Raw genomic sequence first — 18,963 nt, 5'->3', positions numbered from 1 at the left:
CAGTGAGTTGAACCCCAACCAGAGCCAGCGTAGACCTTTCGGATTTTGAACCTGTGGGGCAGATCAAATTCCCAGGGTTCAGACGCTCAAGCAGCCGCGTTGAGCCACATGGCCGTGTCGAAGGCGCTGCTCATCATCGACATGTTGGTGCCAAAGTTGGGGTTGAACCCGCTTTTGGCGCTGGCTTTCGAGATGGGCTTTTCCGGCACGGTTTCACGTTCCCAGGTGCCGTTCTCTTGCGAGCGCGCCACGGCAAACGAATAAAAACAGCGGAAAGCGATTTTGCGTTCGGCCCAAAAATCGGCCGCATCACGGAAAACATCCAGCAGTTGTTCGCGGGCTTCGCGGTCAAACTTGGCGTTATCGGGGATTTGCTCCAACACCACCACGAAACCGGGCTGCGATCCGGCTTTGTGAACCAAGTCGGTCATGCAATCGTAGAGCGCGTCCAGATTTTTGCCGTAGTGGGCCGGAAACAGAAACGACGTGGCGATGGTCTCCAGCACATCTTGCTTGGACTGGGCCTCGGTCAGGTTGGCGTAGAGAAAATGTTGGCCGGCGTCTTGCGCAGCCCGCAGCAGGTCGTCCACCCGATAAGCACGGATGGCCTGGACGATGTTGGGACGGACGGATTGCAATTGCATGGTCGCGTACCTCCTGTGTTCAAAGAGCTCGCTTGATTTAAGAATCTGGGGACTGCCCACCGGTTTCCTAGGGCGCCACGCGCCGGAAACTCGCATAGTGGTCTTCGGTGTAGAAGCACGCCTCGGGCTCTTTAGGCACTTCCCCCGCACAGACCATGCGCCGCGCACCGCGATCTCGCGAACCCGGCGTCGGCACGGTGTACTCGCGATAATGGCCTCGTGGTTTGCGCGGCAACAAGCGCTCGCGATTGCCAAAAACCGTCCCGTCCTTCTCGTAGGGAAACGGCCCTCCGGCCAAAATCAAACGGTAGGTTTTGCGCGCTTGGCTGGGCAGCTCCGCCCAGGTGACAACGGGCAACGCTGCTTCAGCTTCAACGGCCGGCAACGGCTCACGCGCCAGTGCAGGTACACTCCACACACTCGCTGAGATGGTCACAGTTGCCACCAACGCGCCGCGTGCCACAGGTTGCAAGAGCCGACCCAGCACGCCTAACAGCGGCCAGGAAAAAGAGCGAGCCACGGGTTTACCCTGAAGACGTAAACCACGATCGTAGCCCATCGGGTGTGAAACCACAAGCCAATTGCCTTAAAAACAGGCAATTGGCTCGATAACGCCCCCCGATCCTGGGGATCAGCGGCTGGCGTTGGCGTCCGCGACGGTGAGCGCCGTCATGTTGACAATGCGGCGCACCGTGGCCGACGGCGTCAGGATGTGTACCGGCTGCGAAGCGCCCAGCAACACCGGCCCAATCGCAATGCCACCGCCGGCGGCGGTCTTCAGCAGGTTGTAGCTGATGTTGGCCGCGTCCATGTTGGGCAGCACCAGCAGGTTGGCTTCGCCCTTGAGCGTGCTGCGCGGCATGAGTTCGGCGCGAGCGGCGGCGTCCAGAGCGGTGTCACCGTGCATTTCGCCGTCCACTTCCAGCCAGGGGGCCTGCTCGCGCACCAGGGCCAGCGTCTGGCGCATTTTCACCGCGCTGGGGGTGTCCGCCGAACCGAAGTTCGAGTGTGACAGCAACGCCGCCTTGGGCTGAATCCCGAAGCGCAGCATTTCCTCGGCGGCCAAGATGGTGATTTCGCACAGTTGCTCGGCTGTCGGGTCGTAGTTGATGTGGGTGTCTACCAAGAATACTTGGCGGCCCGGCAACATCAACCCGTTCATGCAAGCGTAGGTTTTGACGCCCGCCCGCTTGCCGATCACCGCATCGATGTGGTGCAGGTGCATGGTGGGTGAGCCCCAGGTGCCGCAGATCATGCCGTCCACATCGCCCTTGTGCAGCAGCATGCTGGAGATCAGCGTCAGGCGCCGGCGCATTTCGATTTTGGCGAACTGCTCGGTCACACCTCGGCGCTCCATCATGCGGTGGTAGGTTTGCCAGAAGTCACGGTAACGCGGATCGTCGTCAATGTTGATGACTTCGTAATCGCGCCCCTCTTGCAAGCGCAAGCCCATTTGCTCCACGCGCTTGGCGATGATCACCCGACGCCCCACCAACACGGGCCGCGCCAAACCTTCGTCCACCACCACTTGCAGTGCGCGCAGCACGCGGCGATCTTCGCCTTCGGCAAACGCCACGCGCTTGGCTTTGGCCTTCTTCGCCACAGCAAAAATCGGCTTCATGATGGTGCCCGAGGCGTACACGAAGGCGTGCAGTTTCTCGCGGTAGGCGTCAAAGTCGGCGATCGGGCGCGTGGCCACGCCGCACGCTTGCGCCGCTTCGGCCACCGCTGGCGCGATTTGCATCATCAAACGCGGGTCGAACGGCTTCGGGATGAGGTAATCCGGGCCGAAGCTCAGGCTCTGGCCGGCGTAAGCAGCGGCCACCACGTCGTTCTGCTCGGCCTGGGCCAGTTCGGCGATGGCGTGAACGGCGGCAATCTCCATCTCGTCGGTGATCGTCGTGGCACCGCAGTCCAGCGCGCCCCGGAAGATGTACGGGAAACACAGGACGTTGTTCACTTGGTTGGGGTAGTCCGTGCGCCCGGTGGCCATGATGGCGTCGTCGCGCACGGCCTTGACCTCTTCCGGCATGATTTCCGGCGTCGGGTTGGCCAGGGCGAACACCAGCGGTTTTTCCGCCATGCTGGCCACCATGTCGGGCTTCAGCACGCCGCCAGCCGACAGGCCCAAGAAGATGTCCGCGCCGGCAATGGCTTCGCGCAGGCTGCGGTGCGGGGTGTCTTGGGCAAACTCGGCCTTGTCCGGATCCATCAGCTCGACGCGGCCTTTGTAAACCACGCCAGCCAGGTCGGTGACGAAAATGTTTTCACGCGGCAGGCCGAGCTTGACCAGCAAGTTCAGGCAAGCCAGCGCCGCAGCGCCAGCGCCGGAGGAAACGAGCTTGACCTGTTTGATGTTCTTGCCGACCACCTTCAGGCCGTTGAGCAGCGCCGCACCGACAACGATGGCCGTGCCGTGCTGGTCATCGTGGAACACAGGGATGCTGAGGCGCTCGCGCAGCTTGCGCTCGACGTAAAAACAATCCGGCGCCTTGATGTCTTCGAGGTTGATGCCGCCGAAGGTGGGTTCCAGCGCGGCGATGATGTCCACCAGCTTGTCGAGGTTGTTTTCCTTGATTTCCAAGTCGAACACGTCGATGCCAGCGAACTTTTTGAACAGCACGCCCTTGCCTTCCATCACCGGCTTGGCGGCCAGTGGGCCAATGTCACCCAGACCGAGCACGGCGGTGCCGTTGGTCACCACCGCCACGAGGTTGCCGCGTGAGGTGTAGCGGAAAGCGTTGGCCGGGTCTTCGACGATCTCCTCGCAAGCAGCGGCCACACCAGGGGAGTAGGCCAAGGCCAGATCGCGCTGGTTAATGAGCTGCTTGGTGGCGTTGACTTCGATCTTGCCGGGCGTCGGGAACTCGTGGTATTCGAGTGCAGCACGGCGCAACTCGGCGCGCTTTTCTTCAGGCGTGTTGGGCATCGCGATCCTTGGAGGAGGAGAAAAGGCCGCCATCGACGAATGACATGCGTGGCAACCGGGTGAGGGGGCATCGATTCTAGGAGTCAGCTTGGCGACAGAGTGTGCCGCGCCTGTGGGCGGCGCACATGCGCGGTAATGCGTATCTTCCCCCAGCCCCCGGTCGATACTCCCCACATGACCGACGTGCCCGCAGCCCCTTCCCCTTTGGACACTCCTTCGCCCCCCTGGCGGCCTCGGCGCCGCACACGATGGTTGCTGTGGGGGGCGTTGGTGGCGCTGTTGTTGGTGGCGCAGTCGGCCTTGGTGCGGCTGACGCGCAGCCACGAAGCCACCCGCACGCAAGACCAGGCCGAAGCCACCGCCGCCAGCGCCGCCAACGAACTGCGCCGGCTCATGTTGCGCGCCCAGCAAAGCGCCCAATCTTTGATGTGGAACGAACCGCCGCTGCCGCAGTGGCGCGAATCGGCGGCGACGCTGCTGCGCCAGCATCGCGGCATGTTGCGTTTGGAGCGGCGTGACGAGCGGTTGAACCTGCGCGCTGCTGTCGATGCGACCTGGAGCGGGCCGCCGCTGTTTGCCCACATTGCGCGGCCCTCGCTGGAGATTGAGCTGCTCAGTGCTTGCGCGCACGCGCTGCGCACGCTGGCGCCGGCGTATTCGCGCTCTTACTTCGTGCCCCAGGCCGATGGCGTCGGGGTGGAAGTGTTGGATGTGTGCATCCCGCTGGCCCCCGCCAGCGCCAGCGGCGGCGTGATGGTGCTGACCCTCGGGCTGGGCACTTTGTTGGAGGAAGCCAGCCGCAGCACGGATGCGCAACACCACGAGTTTTCGCTCATCGAACCCGATGGCACGCGCTTGGTGCGCGCCGGCAGCGTGCGCGGCTTGGGGGTGTACCAGGGCACCCGCTTGGTGGATGTGCCGGGCAATCCGTTGTTGCTGCGAGCCGATTCCATCCAAGGTCATCCGGGGTGGATTCCGAACTTGGCCACGGCGTTGGTGCTGGGGCTGTCCCTGGGCTTGCTGGGGCTGGTGGGCGTGCTGGCGTGGGACATGCGCCGCCGCTCCCAAGCCGAGCAGGCTTTGGCCGAAGCGCTGGCGATGGAGGATTCCCTCGTCACGGGTTTGCGGGCGCGGGATGTGCAGGGGCGCGTCACCTACGTCAACCCGGCGTTTTGCCAGATGGTGGGCTGGCCGGCGTCCAGCTTGATCGGCAGCGATGCGCCCCCTTACTGGCCTCCCGAGCATGCCGACAACTACCGTCAGCGCCAAGCCGAGCGCCTGACCTTGCCGCCCGCCGATTCGCCCTCGCCACAGCGTCAGGGGTTCGAAACGGTGTTCGTGCGTCACAACGGCGAACGCTTCCCGGTGATGATTTACGAAGCGCCGATGTTCGATCGTTTGGGGCGCCATGCGGGTTGGATGAGTGCCATCCTCGACGTGAGCGCCGAGCGGCGCATGGAAGAACTGTCGCGCCAGCAGCAAGAGCGGTTGCAGGCCACAGCCCGGCTGGCCACGGTGGGCGAGATGGCCTCGCTGCTCAGCCATGAACTGAATCAACCGCTGGCGGCGATGGCGAGTTATGCCGCAGGTTCGCTGAACTTGCTGGCCGATTCACCGCACGACCCAGAGTTGCCCCCTTTGTTGCGCCAAGCCCTGGAGCGCATCGCCGAGCAGGCCGAGCGGGCCGGGCGCATCATCAAAAGCGTGCATGGGTTTGTGCGGCGGCGGGAACATGCGCGGGAGGTGCTGGCGGTTGATCAGCTCATCGAAGCGGTGTTGCCCTTGGTGCGGCTGCAAGCGCGCAAGAGTGGCACGCGAGTGGAGGTGGAAATCGCCCGGCCGATTCCGCGTGTGCTGGCGGATCGCACCATGGTCGAACAGGTGTTGCTCAACCTGACGCGCAACGGCATCCAAGCCATGGAGCGCGACACGCCATTGGCCGCCCGCGTGCTGCGCTTGCGCGTCACGCCGGATGCGGCGGCGCGGCGGGTGTGTTTTGAAATCATCGATGCGGGCCATGGCATCGCGCCCGACGTGGCGGCGCAGTTGTTCACACCGTTTTTCACCACCAAAACGGAGGGCATGGGGTTGGGGCTGTCTTTGTGCCGCACGGTGGTGGAGCAGCACGGCGGGGCGTTGGACTTTGGCCCGGCGGAGACTTCGGGCTCATCCCCCTGCCCCGGGACGGTGTTCCGGTTTACGCTCGCAGCTCCCGATCCGATTCACCGCCCTGCACCAGCCTCCTCATGACCGTCGCTTCCCCGCCCGCAGCTTCGGGCCGTTTTGGCCTGCCCATGGTGTATTTGGTGGACGACGAGGACGTGGTGCGCGACGCGCTGGCCTGGCTGCTGCGTTCACGCCGTTTGGTGTCCGAGGGGTTTGGCAACGCGGAAGCGTTCGAGGAGATGGTGGCGCAGCGGCTGGTGCATGGTGCCCAGGCGTGGCCGTTGGCGCCGTCGTGTTTGCTGCTGGATGTGCGGATGCCCGGGATGAGCGGTTTGGCGTTGTTTGAACGGTTGGTGGAACGGGGGCTGGCGCAGGTGCTGCCGGTGATTTTTCTCACCGGTCATGGGGATGTGCCGACGGCGGTGGCGGCGGTCAAGCAAGGGGCGTTCGATTTTGTGGAGAAGCCGTTTTCGGACAACGCTTTGGTCGATCGGGTTCAACAAGCCTTGATCCAAAGTGAAAGCGTGCTGGCCGAACGCCAAGCCCAGCGCACCCTGCGCCACGCCCTGGACGAGCTGACCGACCGTGAGCGCGACGTGATGCGCTTGGTGATCGAAGGCCGGCCCAACAAGCTGATCGCCGATGCGCTGGACATCAGCGTGCGCACCGTGGAGGTTCATCGGGCGCGGGTGTTTGAGAAGATGAATGTGCGCTCGGCGGTGGAGTTGGCGAATTTGCTGCGGGGGGTGTGACGGCTCTCACATGCATGATGTGGTCGCATCGACCAAAACCCACACAGCCCCCTCTCTTCTGGCCCAACTTGGCGGGTTGAAGCCGCAAGAACGGAAGCGTTTCGGCAAGCTTTGCACCGAAGTTTTTGCCGCAGAACAAGCCGAATAACTTCAAGTTATAGACAAGAAATGCAATTCATCATCAACGGCCCAGACATCCCAAACTCGCTCCTGCAAGCACACGAAGAAGGCCGTGTGGTGTTTTTCTGTGGGGCTGGCGTTTCTTACCCTGCCGGTTTGCCGGGCTTCAAAGGACTGGTCGAACAGATCTACCAATTGAATGGCACAGCGCTCACGGACATTGAGCGGGACGCCTTCGATCGCGGACAGTTCGACGCCACGCTTGATTTACTTGAGAGACGTCTGCCGGGCCAGCGTCTGAACGTCCGTCGCGCTCTGGCACAGGCACTGACCCCGAAACTCCGCCGCAAAGGTGCGACCGATACGCAAGCGGCGCTGTTGAGTCTGGCTCGCAGCCGCGAGGGCGCGCTACGTCTAGTCACCACCAACTTCGACCGCATCTTTCACGTGGCGGCCAAACGTACTGGCCAAACTTTCCAGGCTTACGCAGCCCCGATGCTGCCGATCCCAAAGAACAGCCGCTGGAACGGGCTAGTATTTCTCCACGGCTTGCTGAGCGAAAAGGAGGACGACACAGTCCTGAACCGTCTGGTGATCACCAGCGGTGATTTCGGTTTGGCGTATCTGACTGAACGCTGGGCCGCACGTTTTGTGAGCGAGTTGTTCCGAAATTACGTGGTCTGCTTTGTCGGCTACAGCATCAACGATCCTGTTTTGCGCTACATGATGGACGCCCTGGCAGCCGACAGAATGCAAGGTGAAGTCACACCGCAGGCTTGGGCACTGGGTGATTGCGAACCCGGGCAAGAGCACCGTAAAACCATCGAGTGGGAAGCCAAAGGCGTCACGCCCATTCTCTACAACGTGCCTGCTGGTACTTACGATCATTCTGCGCTGCACAAGACTCTGCACGCTTGGGCAGACACCTACCGCGACGGCGTGCTAGGCAAAGAGGACATCGTCGTTAAACACGCCTTGGCTCGTCCACAGGAGAGCACACAACAGGATGATTTCGTCGGGCGGATGCTTTGGGCCTTGTCGGATCCATCGGGTTTACCGGCAAAACGCTTCGCTGACTTCAATCCCGTGCCTTCGTTGGACTGGTTACTGGAGCCTTTCACACACGAACATTTTGGGTGCAGCGATTTGGCACGCTTTGGAGTCCGCCCTCGTGACACAGTGAATGCCAAGCTGCGCTTCAGCCTGATTCGGCGGCCTGCATCCTATGACCATACACCACCGATGCAGCTTGTCTCCAGTGGCACCACGGACAGCCAGTGGGATAAGGTGATGCACCATCTGGCCCGATGGCTGGTGCGCCACTTGGATGACCCCCGATTGGTTATATGGATTGCGGAACAAGGTGGGCAAATACACAAGCATTGGCAGGGGTTGATCGAGAACGAGCTGGATCGGTTGGCATCACTGGTACGTGAGGGGAAAACCTCCGAGCTCAATGAAATCAGTTTGCATGCCCCCAAGGCCATTCCTGGCCCGTTGATGCGCACCTTGTGGCGCCTGCTGCTGAGCGGGCGGGTGAAATCGCCATGGCACGATTCCGATTTATACAAGTGGAAAGAACGCTTGAGGTCGGAAGGACTGACCACTACTTTACGTCTGGAATTGCGCGACTTGCTCGCACCCAGAATTTTATTGAAGAAGCCATTTCGATGGGGTGCCGACGATTCGAGCAGCATTGATACGCGCCCGCGGATCAAGAAATTAATCGACCGGGAACTCACACTAACTGCCGATCATGTGTATTCCACTCTGCACGATTTAGCAGATGACCACTGGATTTCTGGCCTACCGTTTCTGCTGAATGATTTTCAACAGTTATTGCGTGATGCACTGGATTTACTACGCGAGTTGGACGAGGCTAATAACCATAGCGACCGATCACATTGGGATCTTCCCTCCATCACGCCTCACTGGCAGAACCGGGGTTTCCGCGACTGGGTGAGCCTGATCGAACTGCTGCGCGATGCGTGGCTGGCGGTTTATGCCACCGACAGGGCACGTGCGACACGCATCGCGCAGAACTGGTTCGAACTGCCTTACCCGACCTTCAAACGTCTGGCCCTGTTTGCAGCTAGTCAGGACGATTGCATTTCGCCCGATGAATGGGTGAGTTGGCTGCTCTCAGATGGTGCGTGGTGGCTGTGGACTACCGAGACAGGGCGTGAGGTGTTCAGGCTGTTCGTCCGACAGGGGCAACGTTTGACAGGAGCCGTTCAAGAACACCTGGAAGCTGCCATTTCGGCAGGGCCGCCACGCGGGATGTATCGGGACGATCTGGATGACGAACAGTGGCAAGACTTGGTGGCACGCTCTGTCTGGCTGAACCTGGCCAAACTGAACGCTTCGGGTCTCTTACTGGGGACGCCTGCGGCGGCACGCTTAGCCGAAATTTCCGCCACCTACCCACAATGGGAATTGGCGGCTAACGAGCGTGAAGAGTTCTCGCACTGGATGAGTGGCACTGGCGATCCGGATTACGAGAACAGCCAAGATGTTGACATTGCACCTCGCAAGCGGCAGGAATTGGTGCAATGGCTTACCAAACCGATGACTAAGCCACACCCTTTTCACACAGAAATATGGCAAAAGGCCTGCCTAAGGCACCCGATAAATTGCTTTTTCGCACTCACCGATTTAGCTGAGCAGGGTAATTGGCCTACTGGTCGTTGGAATGAGGCACTGTATTCGTGGAGTCATGAGAAGAAGGTTCGACGCATGTGGCACTACGCCGCACCGCTGATACAAACCATGCCCGATGTCGTGCTGAAGGAGATTGCTCACGGTGTGACGTGGTGGATGGAAGCTGCATCGAAGTTCATAAACGCCCACGAAAGCATCCTGTTGAATTTGTGCAATCGAGTGCTGAAGCTGCCGATTGATGCCAACACCGGAATGACGCGCAACGGAGCACCAATTGACCAGCCTGTGACGGAAGCCATTAATCACCCGGTTGGGCACATCACGCAGACTCTAATCAACCTGTGGTTCAAGCAGAACCTAAACGACAACGATCTGCTTCCAGAAAACCTCAAGCCAATCTTCACCACACTGTGCGACGTCCAGGTGGATCGATTCCGCCATGGGCGAGTGCTAATGGGTTCACGGCTGATTGCATTCTTTCGTGTGGATCGCCCCTGGACTGAACAGCACCTTCTGCCGTTGCTTGGTTGGAGCAACCCCGTCGAGGCAAAAGCTGTGTGGGAAGGATTCCTCTGGTCGCCGCGCCTTTACCAACCGTTGTTGATGGCGTTTAAATCGCAGTTCCTAGATAGTGCAAACCACTATGCTGATCTTGGCGAGCATCGCCAGCAATTTGCGATGTTCCTAACCTACGCAGCATTAGGTTCAATCGAGGGATACGCCGTGGAGGAGTTCCGATTTGCGATTGGTTCGCTTCCACAAGAAGGTCTGGAGAAGTCCGCGCAGGCGCTCTCTCAGGCACTTGAAAATGCGGCCGCTCAGCGTGAGGACTACTGGAAAAACCGTGCACAACCGTTCTGGCAACAGATTTGGCCCAAATCTCTCCATCTAGCTTCCCCACGCATCGCCGAATCTTTGACTCGTCTGGTAATTGCCGCCCGAGGCGAATTCCCGGCTGCCTTGACTTCGGTGCAGAACTGGTTGCAACCGATTAAACGCCCGCACTACGTCGTACACCAACTGCATGAATCGGGTTTATGTCGCCGATATCCAGCCGATGCATTAACTTTGCTGAATGCAGTGCTGGTTGATCAGCCGTGGGCGCCCACGGAGCTAGGTCACTGTTTAGACAAGATTGAGCAAGCCGCGCCACCACTGGCGCAAGACCCCCGCTACCGGCGACTCCGAGAATACTTTCGAAGCCACCACCAGTAACGGAAAACCGAACGGCTCGCTCACGCCATCCCCTCCCGCAACCGATCCTTCTTACTCCGCCGCCGCCCCTTGATCCCCCCGTTCGGATCCAACCCCGTCCCCGCGCCGCCATAGAAGATGAATGTGCGCTCGGCGGTGGAGTTGGCGAATTTGCTGCGGGGGGTGTGAAAGGTCCCGGGCGAATGGGGGAGCCTCTCAGACCGCCGAATGCGTGCGCAGCCACTCACGCAGCGCGTCATCCATCTTGGCTTGCCAGCCTGCGCCCATGCTGCGGAAAGCGGCCAGCACGTCCGGGCTGTACCGAATCGTGACGGCTTGCTTGGTGGTACTCGGCTTGGTCGTTCCCACAGGGCGGCCACGGGTTTTGTATCCAGCCACCATCTCGGGCGTGTGAACGGCCGCAAACTCGCCACGCTTGGCTTGGCGAATCGATTCCGCCACATCGTTGGCAAACGCCAGCATCTCAGCATCCATCTTGACTTCAGCCATCGTAGGCCTCCTTCCACATCTTCAAAACAGCAGCGGGCATGTTGTCAAACTTGGCCTTTGTGTAGATAGCCACCAAAACCACTTGCCCACTGGCAAGGCGGTTGAAGTAAATCACCCGTGGCCGCCACGCTTCCCCATGCCAGGGCGGCTCCAGCGCACTTTGCGCAAGTCTCCAGGGCCGGGAATCACATCGCGCACCATGCGCTGGAATATGGGGGTCTCAATGACTGTCAGCATCAATTAAATGTAACTTCATTTAATTTTATGCGCAATCACTGAGCCGCAACCGATCCTTCTTACTCCGCCGCCGCCCCTTGATCCCCCCGTTCGGATCCAACCCCGTCCCCGCGCCGGCGTGGCCCGGCACCGTGGGCGGCACCTCCGCAGGCTCGAAACCAGGCAGCGTCTCGCGCACCACGCGGACACCTTGGCGCTTCTCTATCAAACGGAAATGCGCCTCCGCCTCCGCCGTGATGAAACTCACCGCCTGCCCCTCACGCCCCGCCCGACCCGTGCGACCGATGCGGTGGGTGTAGTCCTCAGCGGCACGCGGCAGGTCGTAGTTCACCACCAGCGGCAGGCCTTCAATGTGCAAACCCCGCGCCGCCATGTCGGTGGCGATGAGCACCTGCACCTCCCCCGCCTTGAACGCTTGCAGCGCCCCCGTGCGCGCCCCGTGGCTCAACGCCCCATGAAACGCCGCCGCGTGAACCCCCGCCTGGCGCAGCTTGGCCGACACATGCTCGGTGCTGTGCTGCGTGGCCACAAACACCATCGCCCGGCGATCCGGCGCCTCAGGGCCACACACCGTCGCCAGCAAGTGTTTGAGCAGCGCTGTGCGCTGCGGCGTGTCGATGCGGATGGCGCGCTGCACGATGTCCGACCGGGTCGCCATGAGGCTGGCCAAGCGCACCTCCTCAGGCGCTTGCAACCAGCCCGCCGCCAACGTCTTGACCGCCACCGGGAACGTGGCCGAACACAGCACCGTCTGGCGCTCGCGGGGCAGCAGCGCTTGGATCTCGGCCAATTCTTCGGTGAAACCCAGATCGAGCAGGCGGTCGGCCTCGTCCAGCACCAACGAGCGCACCCGGTCGAGTTTCACCGCGTTGTGGCGCACCAAATCCAACAAGCGGCCCGGCGTGGCCACCACGATGTCCGCGCCACCGCGCAAACCCATCATCTGCGGATTGATCGACACCCCGCCAAACACCACCGCCACCTTCACCAACCCTGGCAGGCGTCGGCCCAGCTCGCGCAGCGTCTCGCCCACTTGCAGCGCCAGCTCACGCGTGGGCACCAGCACCAAGCCTTCCACCGGGCGCGGCACCTCCGGGCGACCGTTCAACCACGCTTGCAACAGCGGCAGCGCAAACGCCGCTGTTTTGCCGGAACCGGTGCGCGCTTGCACCAGCACATCGCGCCCAGCCAGCAGCGCTGGGATCGCAGCCGCTTGCACCGGCGTGGGCGCGTGCAGGCCCAGCGCCTGAACGGCTTGTTGCAAAGCAGGGGCAAGGCCCAGAGCGGCGAAAGTCATGACAGAAACCCGATGCGAACGACAGGGGCGGCAGTGTAGAAGCGACAATCCCGCCCCATGGGTGAATTCGATCTGATCGACCGCTTCTTTCACCGCCCCGCACGCCGGGCGGTGGTCGGAGTCGGTGATGACTGCGCAGTGCTCCAACCCACGGCGGGGCGACAACTGACCATCTCCACGGACTTGCTGGTCGAAGGCCGGCACTTCTTGCCAACGGTCGATCCGTACCGTTTGGGCCACAAGGCGCTGGCGGTGAATTTGAGCGATTTGGCCGCCTGCGGCGCCGATCCACACAGTTTTTTGTTGAGTCTGAGCCTGCCCGAATCGAAAGCTCGGCCATCGTTCCTCAAACCGTTTTCGCAAGGCATGCTGGCCCTGGCCGATCTGCATGGCATCGAACTCATCGGTGGGGACACCACGTCCGGCCCCTTGACCATCGGCGTCACCGTGCTGGGTGAAGTGCCCACCGGCCAAGCCCTGCTGCGCAGCGGCGCCCAAGAGGGCGATGAACTGTGGGTCAGCGGCACACCGGGCGAAGCGCGGCTGGCGCTCGAAGTGTTCCGGGGCAAACTGTCGCTGCCGGAATCGGGGTTCAACACCGCCCGCTTGGCGATGGAAATGCCGCAACCCCGCGTCGCCCTCGGCCAAGCCCTGCGCGGCGTGGCCACCGCCGCCATCGACATCAGCGATGGCTTGATCGGCGATCTCAACCACATCATGGCCCAGTCGGACGTGGGCGCCATCATCGAGCTGGCCCGCATGCCGCGCACGCCAGTGCTGACGGTGCAGACCGTCAACGTGCAGCGCCTGTGCCAACTGGCCGGCGGGGACGACTACGAATTGCTGTTCACCGCCCCGCCCGACCGCCACGACGTGGTGCTGGCCATCGGGCGACGCCTCGGGCTGAAGCTGACGGTGATTGGCCGGATGGTGTCAGCCGAAGAAGGTGTGCGCGTGCGCGACGAGTTCGGCCACCCCATCGACCTGGGGGATTACGGCGGCTTCGATCACTTCAAAGCCGAATGAGCCCCGACATCGCTCCCGACTTGGCCCCACTGCGCCCGAGCTGGCGCCTGTTGCTGCGCTCGCCGGCGCACTGGATCAGCCTGGGCTTTGGCAGTGGTCTCAGCCCGGTGGCGCCGGGCACAGCGGGCACGCTGTGGGCGTGGGTGACGTTCACGCTGCTGGATCGCTGGCTGAGTTCCGATCAATGGGCGACCCTGCTGGGGCTGGGGCTGCTGGTGGGGTGGTGGGCGTGTACGCGCACCGCCCAGGCCCTGCACACTGCCGATCCGGGGGCGATTGTTTGGGACGAAGTCATCGCGTTCTGGCTGGTGTTGTGGCTGATCACCCCGATGGCCGGCTTTTGGATGCAGCTCTTCGCCTTTGCGCTGTTCCGGCTGTTCGATGCGGCCAAACCCGGCCCCGTGCGCTGGGCAGATCGGCTGTTCAAAGGCACCCCCGGCACCCTGCCCGGCTGGGCGCAGGGCTGGGGCATTTTGTTTGACGATCTGGTGGCGGCCCTGTGTACGCTGCTGGTGCTGGCCGTGTGGGTGCGCTGGTGAGTCTGCTGCATGACTTCGACGCCCTGAGCGCCCAACTCCCCGCCTTGGCCGACGCCCTGCGCGCCCGCCACTGGCGCCTGAGCTGCGCGGAAAGCTGCACCGGGGGGTTGATCGCCGCGCTGTGTACCAGCGTGGCCGGTTCCAGCGATTGGTTTGAACGCGGGTTCGTCACCTACAGCAACGCGGCCAAACAAGCGTCGCTCGGCGTGCCAGGCGCTTTGTTGGACGCGCATGGCGCTGTGAGCGAACCCGTGGCACGCGCCATGGCCTTGGGTGCGCTGGCGCACAGCGCCGCCCAGGTGGCGGTGGCCGTCACGGGGATTGCAGGGCCGGGCGGGGCTGTGGCTGGGAAACCCGTCGGCACGGTGTGGCTGGCCTTGGCCTGGCAAGAAGCCCCGAACCAGCCCCCGCAGTGTGACACCCACGGCCTGCTTCTGCCTGGCGATCGCACCGCTGTGCGCTCGGCCACTGTGGCACACGCGCTGGCGCAATTGAACGCCCTGCTGCGGGCACGCTGACCTCAGGCTCGCAGCGCCATGCGTCGGTGCGGCGGGGAGCTTTCTCCCCGGCGAGGGGCCAGGGCCGTGCGCACCAAGTCCAGACTCATCAGCGTCAATCGGCGCAGGCCATCGTGGGCATCGCCGGGCCAATCGGGATGGCGCAAGCCTTTGATCAGGCCGTCGCACACCTGCGCCGCGTAGATCAACGGCAACAAGCGCGCCTCCTCCAACCCCGGTAACACCCGCTCGAACAGCCGCTCGCGTTCGCCCCACACCCGGGCCTCGCGCAACGCCACCGGCACCGGTCGCCCCGAAGCCATGGCCTGGGTGCAGCGTTTGAGGGCGCGCACGTCCTCGGCCAACGTCCAGTGGATCAGCACCAGCGATTCGCCTTCGGCCAACAACCCGTCGAGCACACGCAGCGCCCGCCCCGTGGCGCCAGACAGCACCGCCGTGCTCAACTGCGGCAGCGAAAACCGCGCCACGTTGAGCACCGCCGATTGGATGTCCTCAAACCGCAACACGCCCGGCGGATGCAACAGCGCCAGCTTTTGCAGCTCTTGATGCGCCGCCAGCAGGTTGCCTTCAACCCGATCAGCAAAAAAAGCCATGGCGTGCTGGCCTTCTTCCCCAGGGGGCAGGTGTTGGCCTTGCGCGGCCAGGCGCTGGGCAATCCACGCTGGCAACTGGTGGCGCTCCAGCGGGTCGCAATGCACCACCACGCCCACACCTTCCAAGGCTTTGAACCAATCCGACTGCTGCTGCTGCCGATCCAGCCGGGGCAGGTAGATGAGCGTGACCAAGCCGTCCCCGAGTTGGCTGGCGTACTGCTGCAACGCCGTCACGCCGGGTTTGCTCGGTTTGCCACCGGGCAGGCGAATCTCGATCAGTTGCTGTTCGGCAAACAGCCCCATCGAGTGCGCTGCGCCCAGCACGCTGCTCCAATCTTGGTGTACGCCGGACAGGGTGAAGGTCTGGCGCTCGCTGAAACCCGCTTGCCGGGCGGCGGCGCGCAGCAAATCGCCGGCCTCTTGCTGTTGCAACGGCTCGTCGCCGGTGAGCACGTACAGCGCCATCAAGCCGTGGCGCTGGACATGGGCGGCGAGCTGGTCGGCACGCAAGGTCATGGCGGCGGGATTTGGGATTGGCGGCTGGTGGTGTCCAGCACGCGCAGCAGTTGGGCGGCGATGTCGTTGCGCATCTCGCGGGCCAGGGCGGTTTCCTCGGTGGATTTGGCCAAGGCCCAGCTTTCCGAATAACTGAGGTTGCGGGTTTGCTCCAACTGGGTGTCGCTCACCAGCATGTGACCTTCGGGCGTGGTCAGGCGGTAGCGCAGCAGCACCCGCAGTTGCAGTTCACGCACCTGCCCGGCCGTGGTGGAAGCAGCGACGGTGCGGTAATACCGATCCTGCAACACGGTGATGACCACTTCGGCCCCCGCCGGGGTGTCTTGCACGGCGATGTCCGCAGGCAAGGCGGCGCGCAGGGCTTCGGCCATGGGCGAGCGCGCCTCAAACCCGATCAAGGCGATGCGCCGATAGACCAAGTTCGGCGGCTGGCGCAGGCGAAAGCCGCAGCCCGCCAGCGACGCCCCCACGGCGCAACTCCCCACATGGCGCAGCCAGCGGCGACGCGCAACGCAAGCGGCACGCACGTTCACGCTCAGACCACCACGTTGACGAGACGACCGGGCACCACCACCACCTTCTTCGGCTCACGTCCTTCGGCGAACTTGGCGAATTCAGCGTGGCTGACCAGCGCAGCCCGTGCCGCTGCTTCGATGGCGGCTTTGTCCGCGCTGGCCGGCACCTTGAGCGAGCCGCGCAGCTTGCCGTTGATTTGGTAGACGAGTTCGATTTCGTCTTGCACCAAGGCGGCTTCGTCCACGGTGGGCCAAGGGGCGTCCAGCAGGTCACCGAGCTGGGCGGCGTAGCCGAGCTGCTCCCACAGCGCATGGGTGATGTGCGGGCAAGCCGGATACAAGCCGCGCAGCAACACCGAATAGCCTTCGCGCAGCACGGCGGCATCGCCCGCCGAACCGGTGGCTTTGAAGCCTTCCAGCGCGTTGAGCAACTTCATCGCGCCGGACACCACGGTGTTGTACTGCATGCGCTCGTAGTCAAACGACACTTGCTTGAGCACCAGATGGACTTCGCGGCGCAGCGCCTTGGCCTCGGCGGACAGCTCGGCGCCCACGTCGGTGGCGGTGCTCAGGGCGTCGGCGTTCTTCGCGCCAAAGGCCCACACGCGCTTCAGGAAGCGGTGTGCGCCTTCCACGCCGGCGTCGTTCCATTCCAGCGTCTGCTCGGGCGGGCTGGCGAACATCACAAACAGGCGTGCGGTGTCGGCGCCGAAGGTGTTGATCAGCTCTTGCGGGTCGATGCCGTTGTTCTTCGACTTGGACATCGTGCCGATGCCCTCGTAGTCAATGGCGGTGCCGGCGGGCAGTTCGCCCTTGTCGGCCTTGAGCTGGGCGCCGGTGACTTTGCCGCTGGCGTCGAACACATGCTCGACTTCGTGCGGCCAGAAGTATTCTTTGCCGCCCTTGTCGGTGCGCCGGCTGTAGATGTGGTTCAGCACCATGCCTTGGGTCAGCAGCTTCTTGAACGGCTCGCTCACCGTCACCAGGCCCAGATCGCGCATCACCTTCGTCCAGAAACGGGCGTAGAGCAGGTGCAAGATGGCGTGTTCAATGCCGCCGATGTACTGGTCCATGCCACCATTGGCCATCCAGTATTGCGTGCCTTCGGCCACCATTGCGTCGGGGTGGGTGGGGTCGCAATAGCGCATGTAGTACCAGGACGAATCGATGAAGGTGTCCATCGTGTCCGTTTCGCGCCGGGCGGGCTTGCCGCAGCAGGGGCACAGCACGTTCAGGAAACTGTCGCACTTGTTCAGCGGGTTGCCCGAGCCATCGGGGATCAGGTCTTCCGGCAGCACCACGGGCAAATCCTTTTCCGGCACCGGCACGGCGCCGCAGGATTCGCAGTGAATGATGGGGATCGGCGTGCCCCAGTAACGCTGGCGGCTGATGCCCCAGTCGCGCAGGCGCCAGGTGGTTTTCTTCTCGCCCAAGCCCTTGGCCCCGACGAGTTCGGCCACCTTGCTCACAGCCACTTTGTGGCTCAGGCCATCGAGCACGCCGGAGTTGACGCACACGCACTTTTGCTTGTCGCCATACCACTCGGCCCAGGCGTCGGTGCTGAAGGTTTCGCCTTCCACGGCGACGACTTGTTTGATTTCCAAGCCGTACTTCTTGGCGAAAGCAAAGTCGCGCTCGTCGTGCGAGGGCACGCCCATCACCGCGCCGTCGCCGTAGCTCATCAGCACGTAATTGCCGACCCACACCTCGACCTGCGCCCCGGTGAGCGGGTGCATCACAAACAGGCCGGTGGCGATGCCCTTCTTCTCTTGCGTGGCGAGTTCGGCCTCGGTGGTGCCGCCCTTGGCGCATTCGGCGATGAACTCGGCCACCGCCGGCTGGCTGGCAGCGGCGTGCGCGGCCAGCGGATGCTCCGGCGCCACGGCGCAGAAGGTCACGCCCATGATGGTGTCGGCGCGGGTGGTGAAGACGTAGAGTTTGCCGTCTTGAATCAGCGTGCCATCGGCAGCGCGAATCTCATGCGGAAACGCAAAGCGCACGCCTTCGCTCTTGCCGATCCAGTTTTCCTGCATCAAGCGCACGCGCTCCGGCCAGCCAGCCAGGTAATTCGGGTCTTCCGGGTTGGCGACCGCGCCCAGCAGCTCCTCGGCGTACTTGACGATGTTGAGGTAATAACCCGGAATCTCGCGCTTTTCCACCAGCGCGCCCGAGCGCCAGCCGCGCCCGTCGATCACCTGTTCGTTGGCCAGCACGGTTTGATCGACCGGATCCCAGTTCACGGTTTGCGTGCGGCGCTCGGCGATGCCCGCTTCCAGCATCTTCAAGAACAGCCACTGGTTCCACTTGTAATAGGTCGGCTGGCAGGTGGCGACCTCGCGGCTCCAGTCAATGGCCAGGCCCATCGCCTGCATCTGGCTCTTCATGTAGGCGATGTTGTCGTACGTCCACGCGGCGGGCGGCTTTTGGCCCTTCATCGCTGCGTTTTCCGCCGGCAGACCGAAGGCATCCCAGCCCATCGGCATCAAGACGTTGTAGCCCTTCATCCGCAGTTGGCGGGTGAGCATGTCGTTGATGGTGTAGTTGCGCACATGGCCCATGTGCAGCTTGCCGGACGGGTAAGGCAGCATCGAACAAGCGTAGTACTTGGGCTTGCTCGCATCCTCGGTCACACGGTAGGCATCGCGGGCATTCCAGTGGCCTTGGGCGGCGGCTTCAACTTCTTTGGGAGCGTAGGAGGGGTTCATCACAATCGAGGGCGAACGTTCGAGCTAAGCTGCCCGCGGAG

The 18,963-nt window shown here is 62.8% G+C and carries 14 protein-coding genes; 6 read left to right on the top strand and 8 right to left on the bottom strand.

The genetic code is table 11. The annotated features are described in order from the left end of the window. Positions 1 to 86: 86 nt before the first annotated feature. The 3 genes from VITFI_RS07195 to VITFI_RS07185 form a co-directional block, all read right to left on the bottom strand. Complete coding sequence (locus tag VITFI_RS07195) at positions 87 to 644, bottom strand: barstar family protein (RefSeq protein ID WP_089416401.1); 558 nt, start codon at positions 642 to 644, stop codon at positions 87 to 89. Positions 645 to 711: 67 nt separating this feature from the next. Beyond that, positions 712 to 1,164, bottom strand: a complete 453-nt coding sequence (locus VITFI_RS07190) for a ribonuclease (protein WP_232476684.1) — start codon at positions 1,162 to 1,164, stop codon at positions 712 to 714. A gap of 111 nt (positions 1,165 to 1,275) precedes the next feature. Beyond that, positions 1,276 to 3,606 (bottom strand): NADP-dependent malic enzyme, encoded by a 2,331-nt coding sequence (locus VITFI_RS07185; RefSeq protein WP_089416399.1) that lies wholly within the window; start codon positions 3,604 to 3,606, stop codon positions 1,276 to 1,278. A gap of 141 nt (positions 3,607 to 3,747) precedes the next feature. On the opposite strand from VITFI_RS07185, the gene VITFI_RS07180 reads away from it, so the two are divergent. From VITFI_RS07180 to dsr1, 3 genes are all read left to right on the top strand, one after another. Further along, positions 3,748 to 5,823 carry a PAS domain-containing sensor histidine kinase gene (locus tag VITFI_RS07180; RefSeq protein ID WP_089416398.1) on the top strand — a complete coding sequence of 692 codons (2,076 nt, stop codon included), beginning with the start codon at positions 3,748 to 3,750 and terminating at the stop codon, positions 5,821 to 5,823. Next, positions 5,820 to 6,491, top strand: coding sequence for a response regulator transcription factor (locus tag VITFI_RS07175; protein WP_232476682.1), 672 nt, complete (start codon positions 5,820 to 5,822; stop codon positions 6,489 to 6,491). Before VITFI_RS07180 ends, VITFI_RS07175 begins: the two co-directional genes overlap by 4 nt. 168 nt (positions 6,492 to 6,659) lie before the next feature. After that, on the top strand, positions 6,660 to 10,487 hold the full coding sequence (gene dsr1 / locus VITFI_RS07170) for an anti-phage defense-associated sirtuin Dsr1 (protein WP_089416397.1): 3,828 nt from the start codon (positions 6,660 to 6,662) through the stop codon (positions 10,485 to 10,487). Positions 10,488 to 10,682: 195 nt separating this feature from the next. Here dsr1 and VITFI_RS07165 read toward each other — a convergent pair whose 3' ends face one another. Next, entirely contained in the window at positions 10,683 to 10,976 is a 294-nt protein-coding gene (locus VITFI_RS07165; RefSeq protein WP_198301661.1) for a BrnA antitoxin family protein, read from the bottom strand. A 262-nt stretch (positions 10,977 to 11,238) separates the two neighbouring features. Then, positions 11,239 to 12,510, bottom strand: a complete 1,272-nt coding sequence (locus VITFI_RS07155; RefSeq protein ID WP_089416396.1) for a DEAD/DEAH box helicase — start codon at positions 12,508 to 12,510, stop codon at positions 11,239 to 11,241. 57 nt (positions 12,511 to 12,567) lie between these two features. Here VITFI_RS07155 and thiL point away from each other — a divergent pair, with 57 nt between their 5' ends. The 3 genes from thiL to VITFI_RS07140 are packed head-to-tail and all read left to right on the top strand — an operon-like array spanning position 12,568 to position 14,593. After that, positions 12,568 to 13,536 (top strand): thiamine-phosphate kinase, encoded by a 969-nt coding sequence (thiL, locus tag VITFI_RS07150; RefSeq protein ID WP_089416395.1) that lies wholly within the window; start codon positions 12,568 to 12,570, stop codon positions 13,534 to 13,536. Further along, positions 13,533 to 14,075 (top strand): phosphatidylglycerophosphatase A family protein, encoded by a 543-nt coding sequence (locus tag VITFI_RS07145; protein ID WP_089416394.1) that lies wholly within the window; start codon positions 13,533 to 13,535, stop codon positions 14,073 to 14,075. The genes thiL and VITFI_RS07145 overlap by 4 nt, the downstream gene beginning before the upstream one ends. Next, positions 14,036 to 14,593, top strand: a complete 558-nt coding sequence (locus VITFI_RS07140; protein WP_269768748.1) for a CinA family protein — start codon at positions 14,036 to 14,038, stop codon at positions 14,591 to 14,593. Before VITFI_RS07145 ends, VITFI_RS07140 begins: the two co-directional genes overlap by 40 nt. Before the next feature lie 2 nt (positions 14,594 to 14,595). Here the strand turns inward: VITFI_RS07140 and holA are convergent, their stop codons facing one another. Genes holA through leuS form a run of 3 tightly spaced genes read right to left on the bottom strand, consistent with a single transcriptional unit; the run spans position 14,596 to position 18,922 of the window. Further along, positions 14,596 to 15,702, bottom strand: coding sequence for a DNA polymerase III subunit delta (holA, locus tag VITFI_RS07135; RefSeq protein ID WP_089416393.1), 1,107 nt, complete (start codon positions 15,700 to 15,702; stop codon positions 14,596 to 14,598). Then, positions 15,699 to 16,235, bottom strand: a complete 537-nt coding sequence (locus VITFI_RS07130) for an LPS-assembly lipoprotein LptE (protein ID WP_198301660.1) — start codon at positions 16,233 to 16,235, stop codon at positions 15,699 to 15,701. Before VITFI_RS07130 ends, holA begins: the two co-directional genes overlap by 4 nt. Positions 16,236 to 16,237: 2 nt before the next feature. Further along, positions 16,238 to 18,922, bottom strand: a complete 2,685-nt coding sequence (gene leuS / locus VITFI_RS07125; protein ID WP_089416392.1) for a leucine--tRNA ligase — start codon at positions 18,920 to 18,922, stop codon at positions 16,238 to 16,240. Between the last annotated feature and the right edge of the window lie 41 nt (positions 18,923 to 18,963).

This window comes from Vitreoscilla filiformis, assembly GCF_002222655.1.
Lineage (GTDB): Bacteria > Pseudomonadota > Gammaproteobacteria > Burkholderiales > Burkholderiaceae_C > Ideonella > Ideonella filiformis.
Note: the sequence above shows the minus strand (reverse complement) of the source record. Positions and strands in the feature narration are given on the sequence as shown.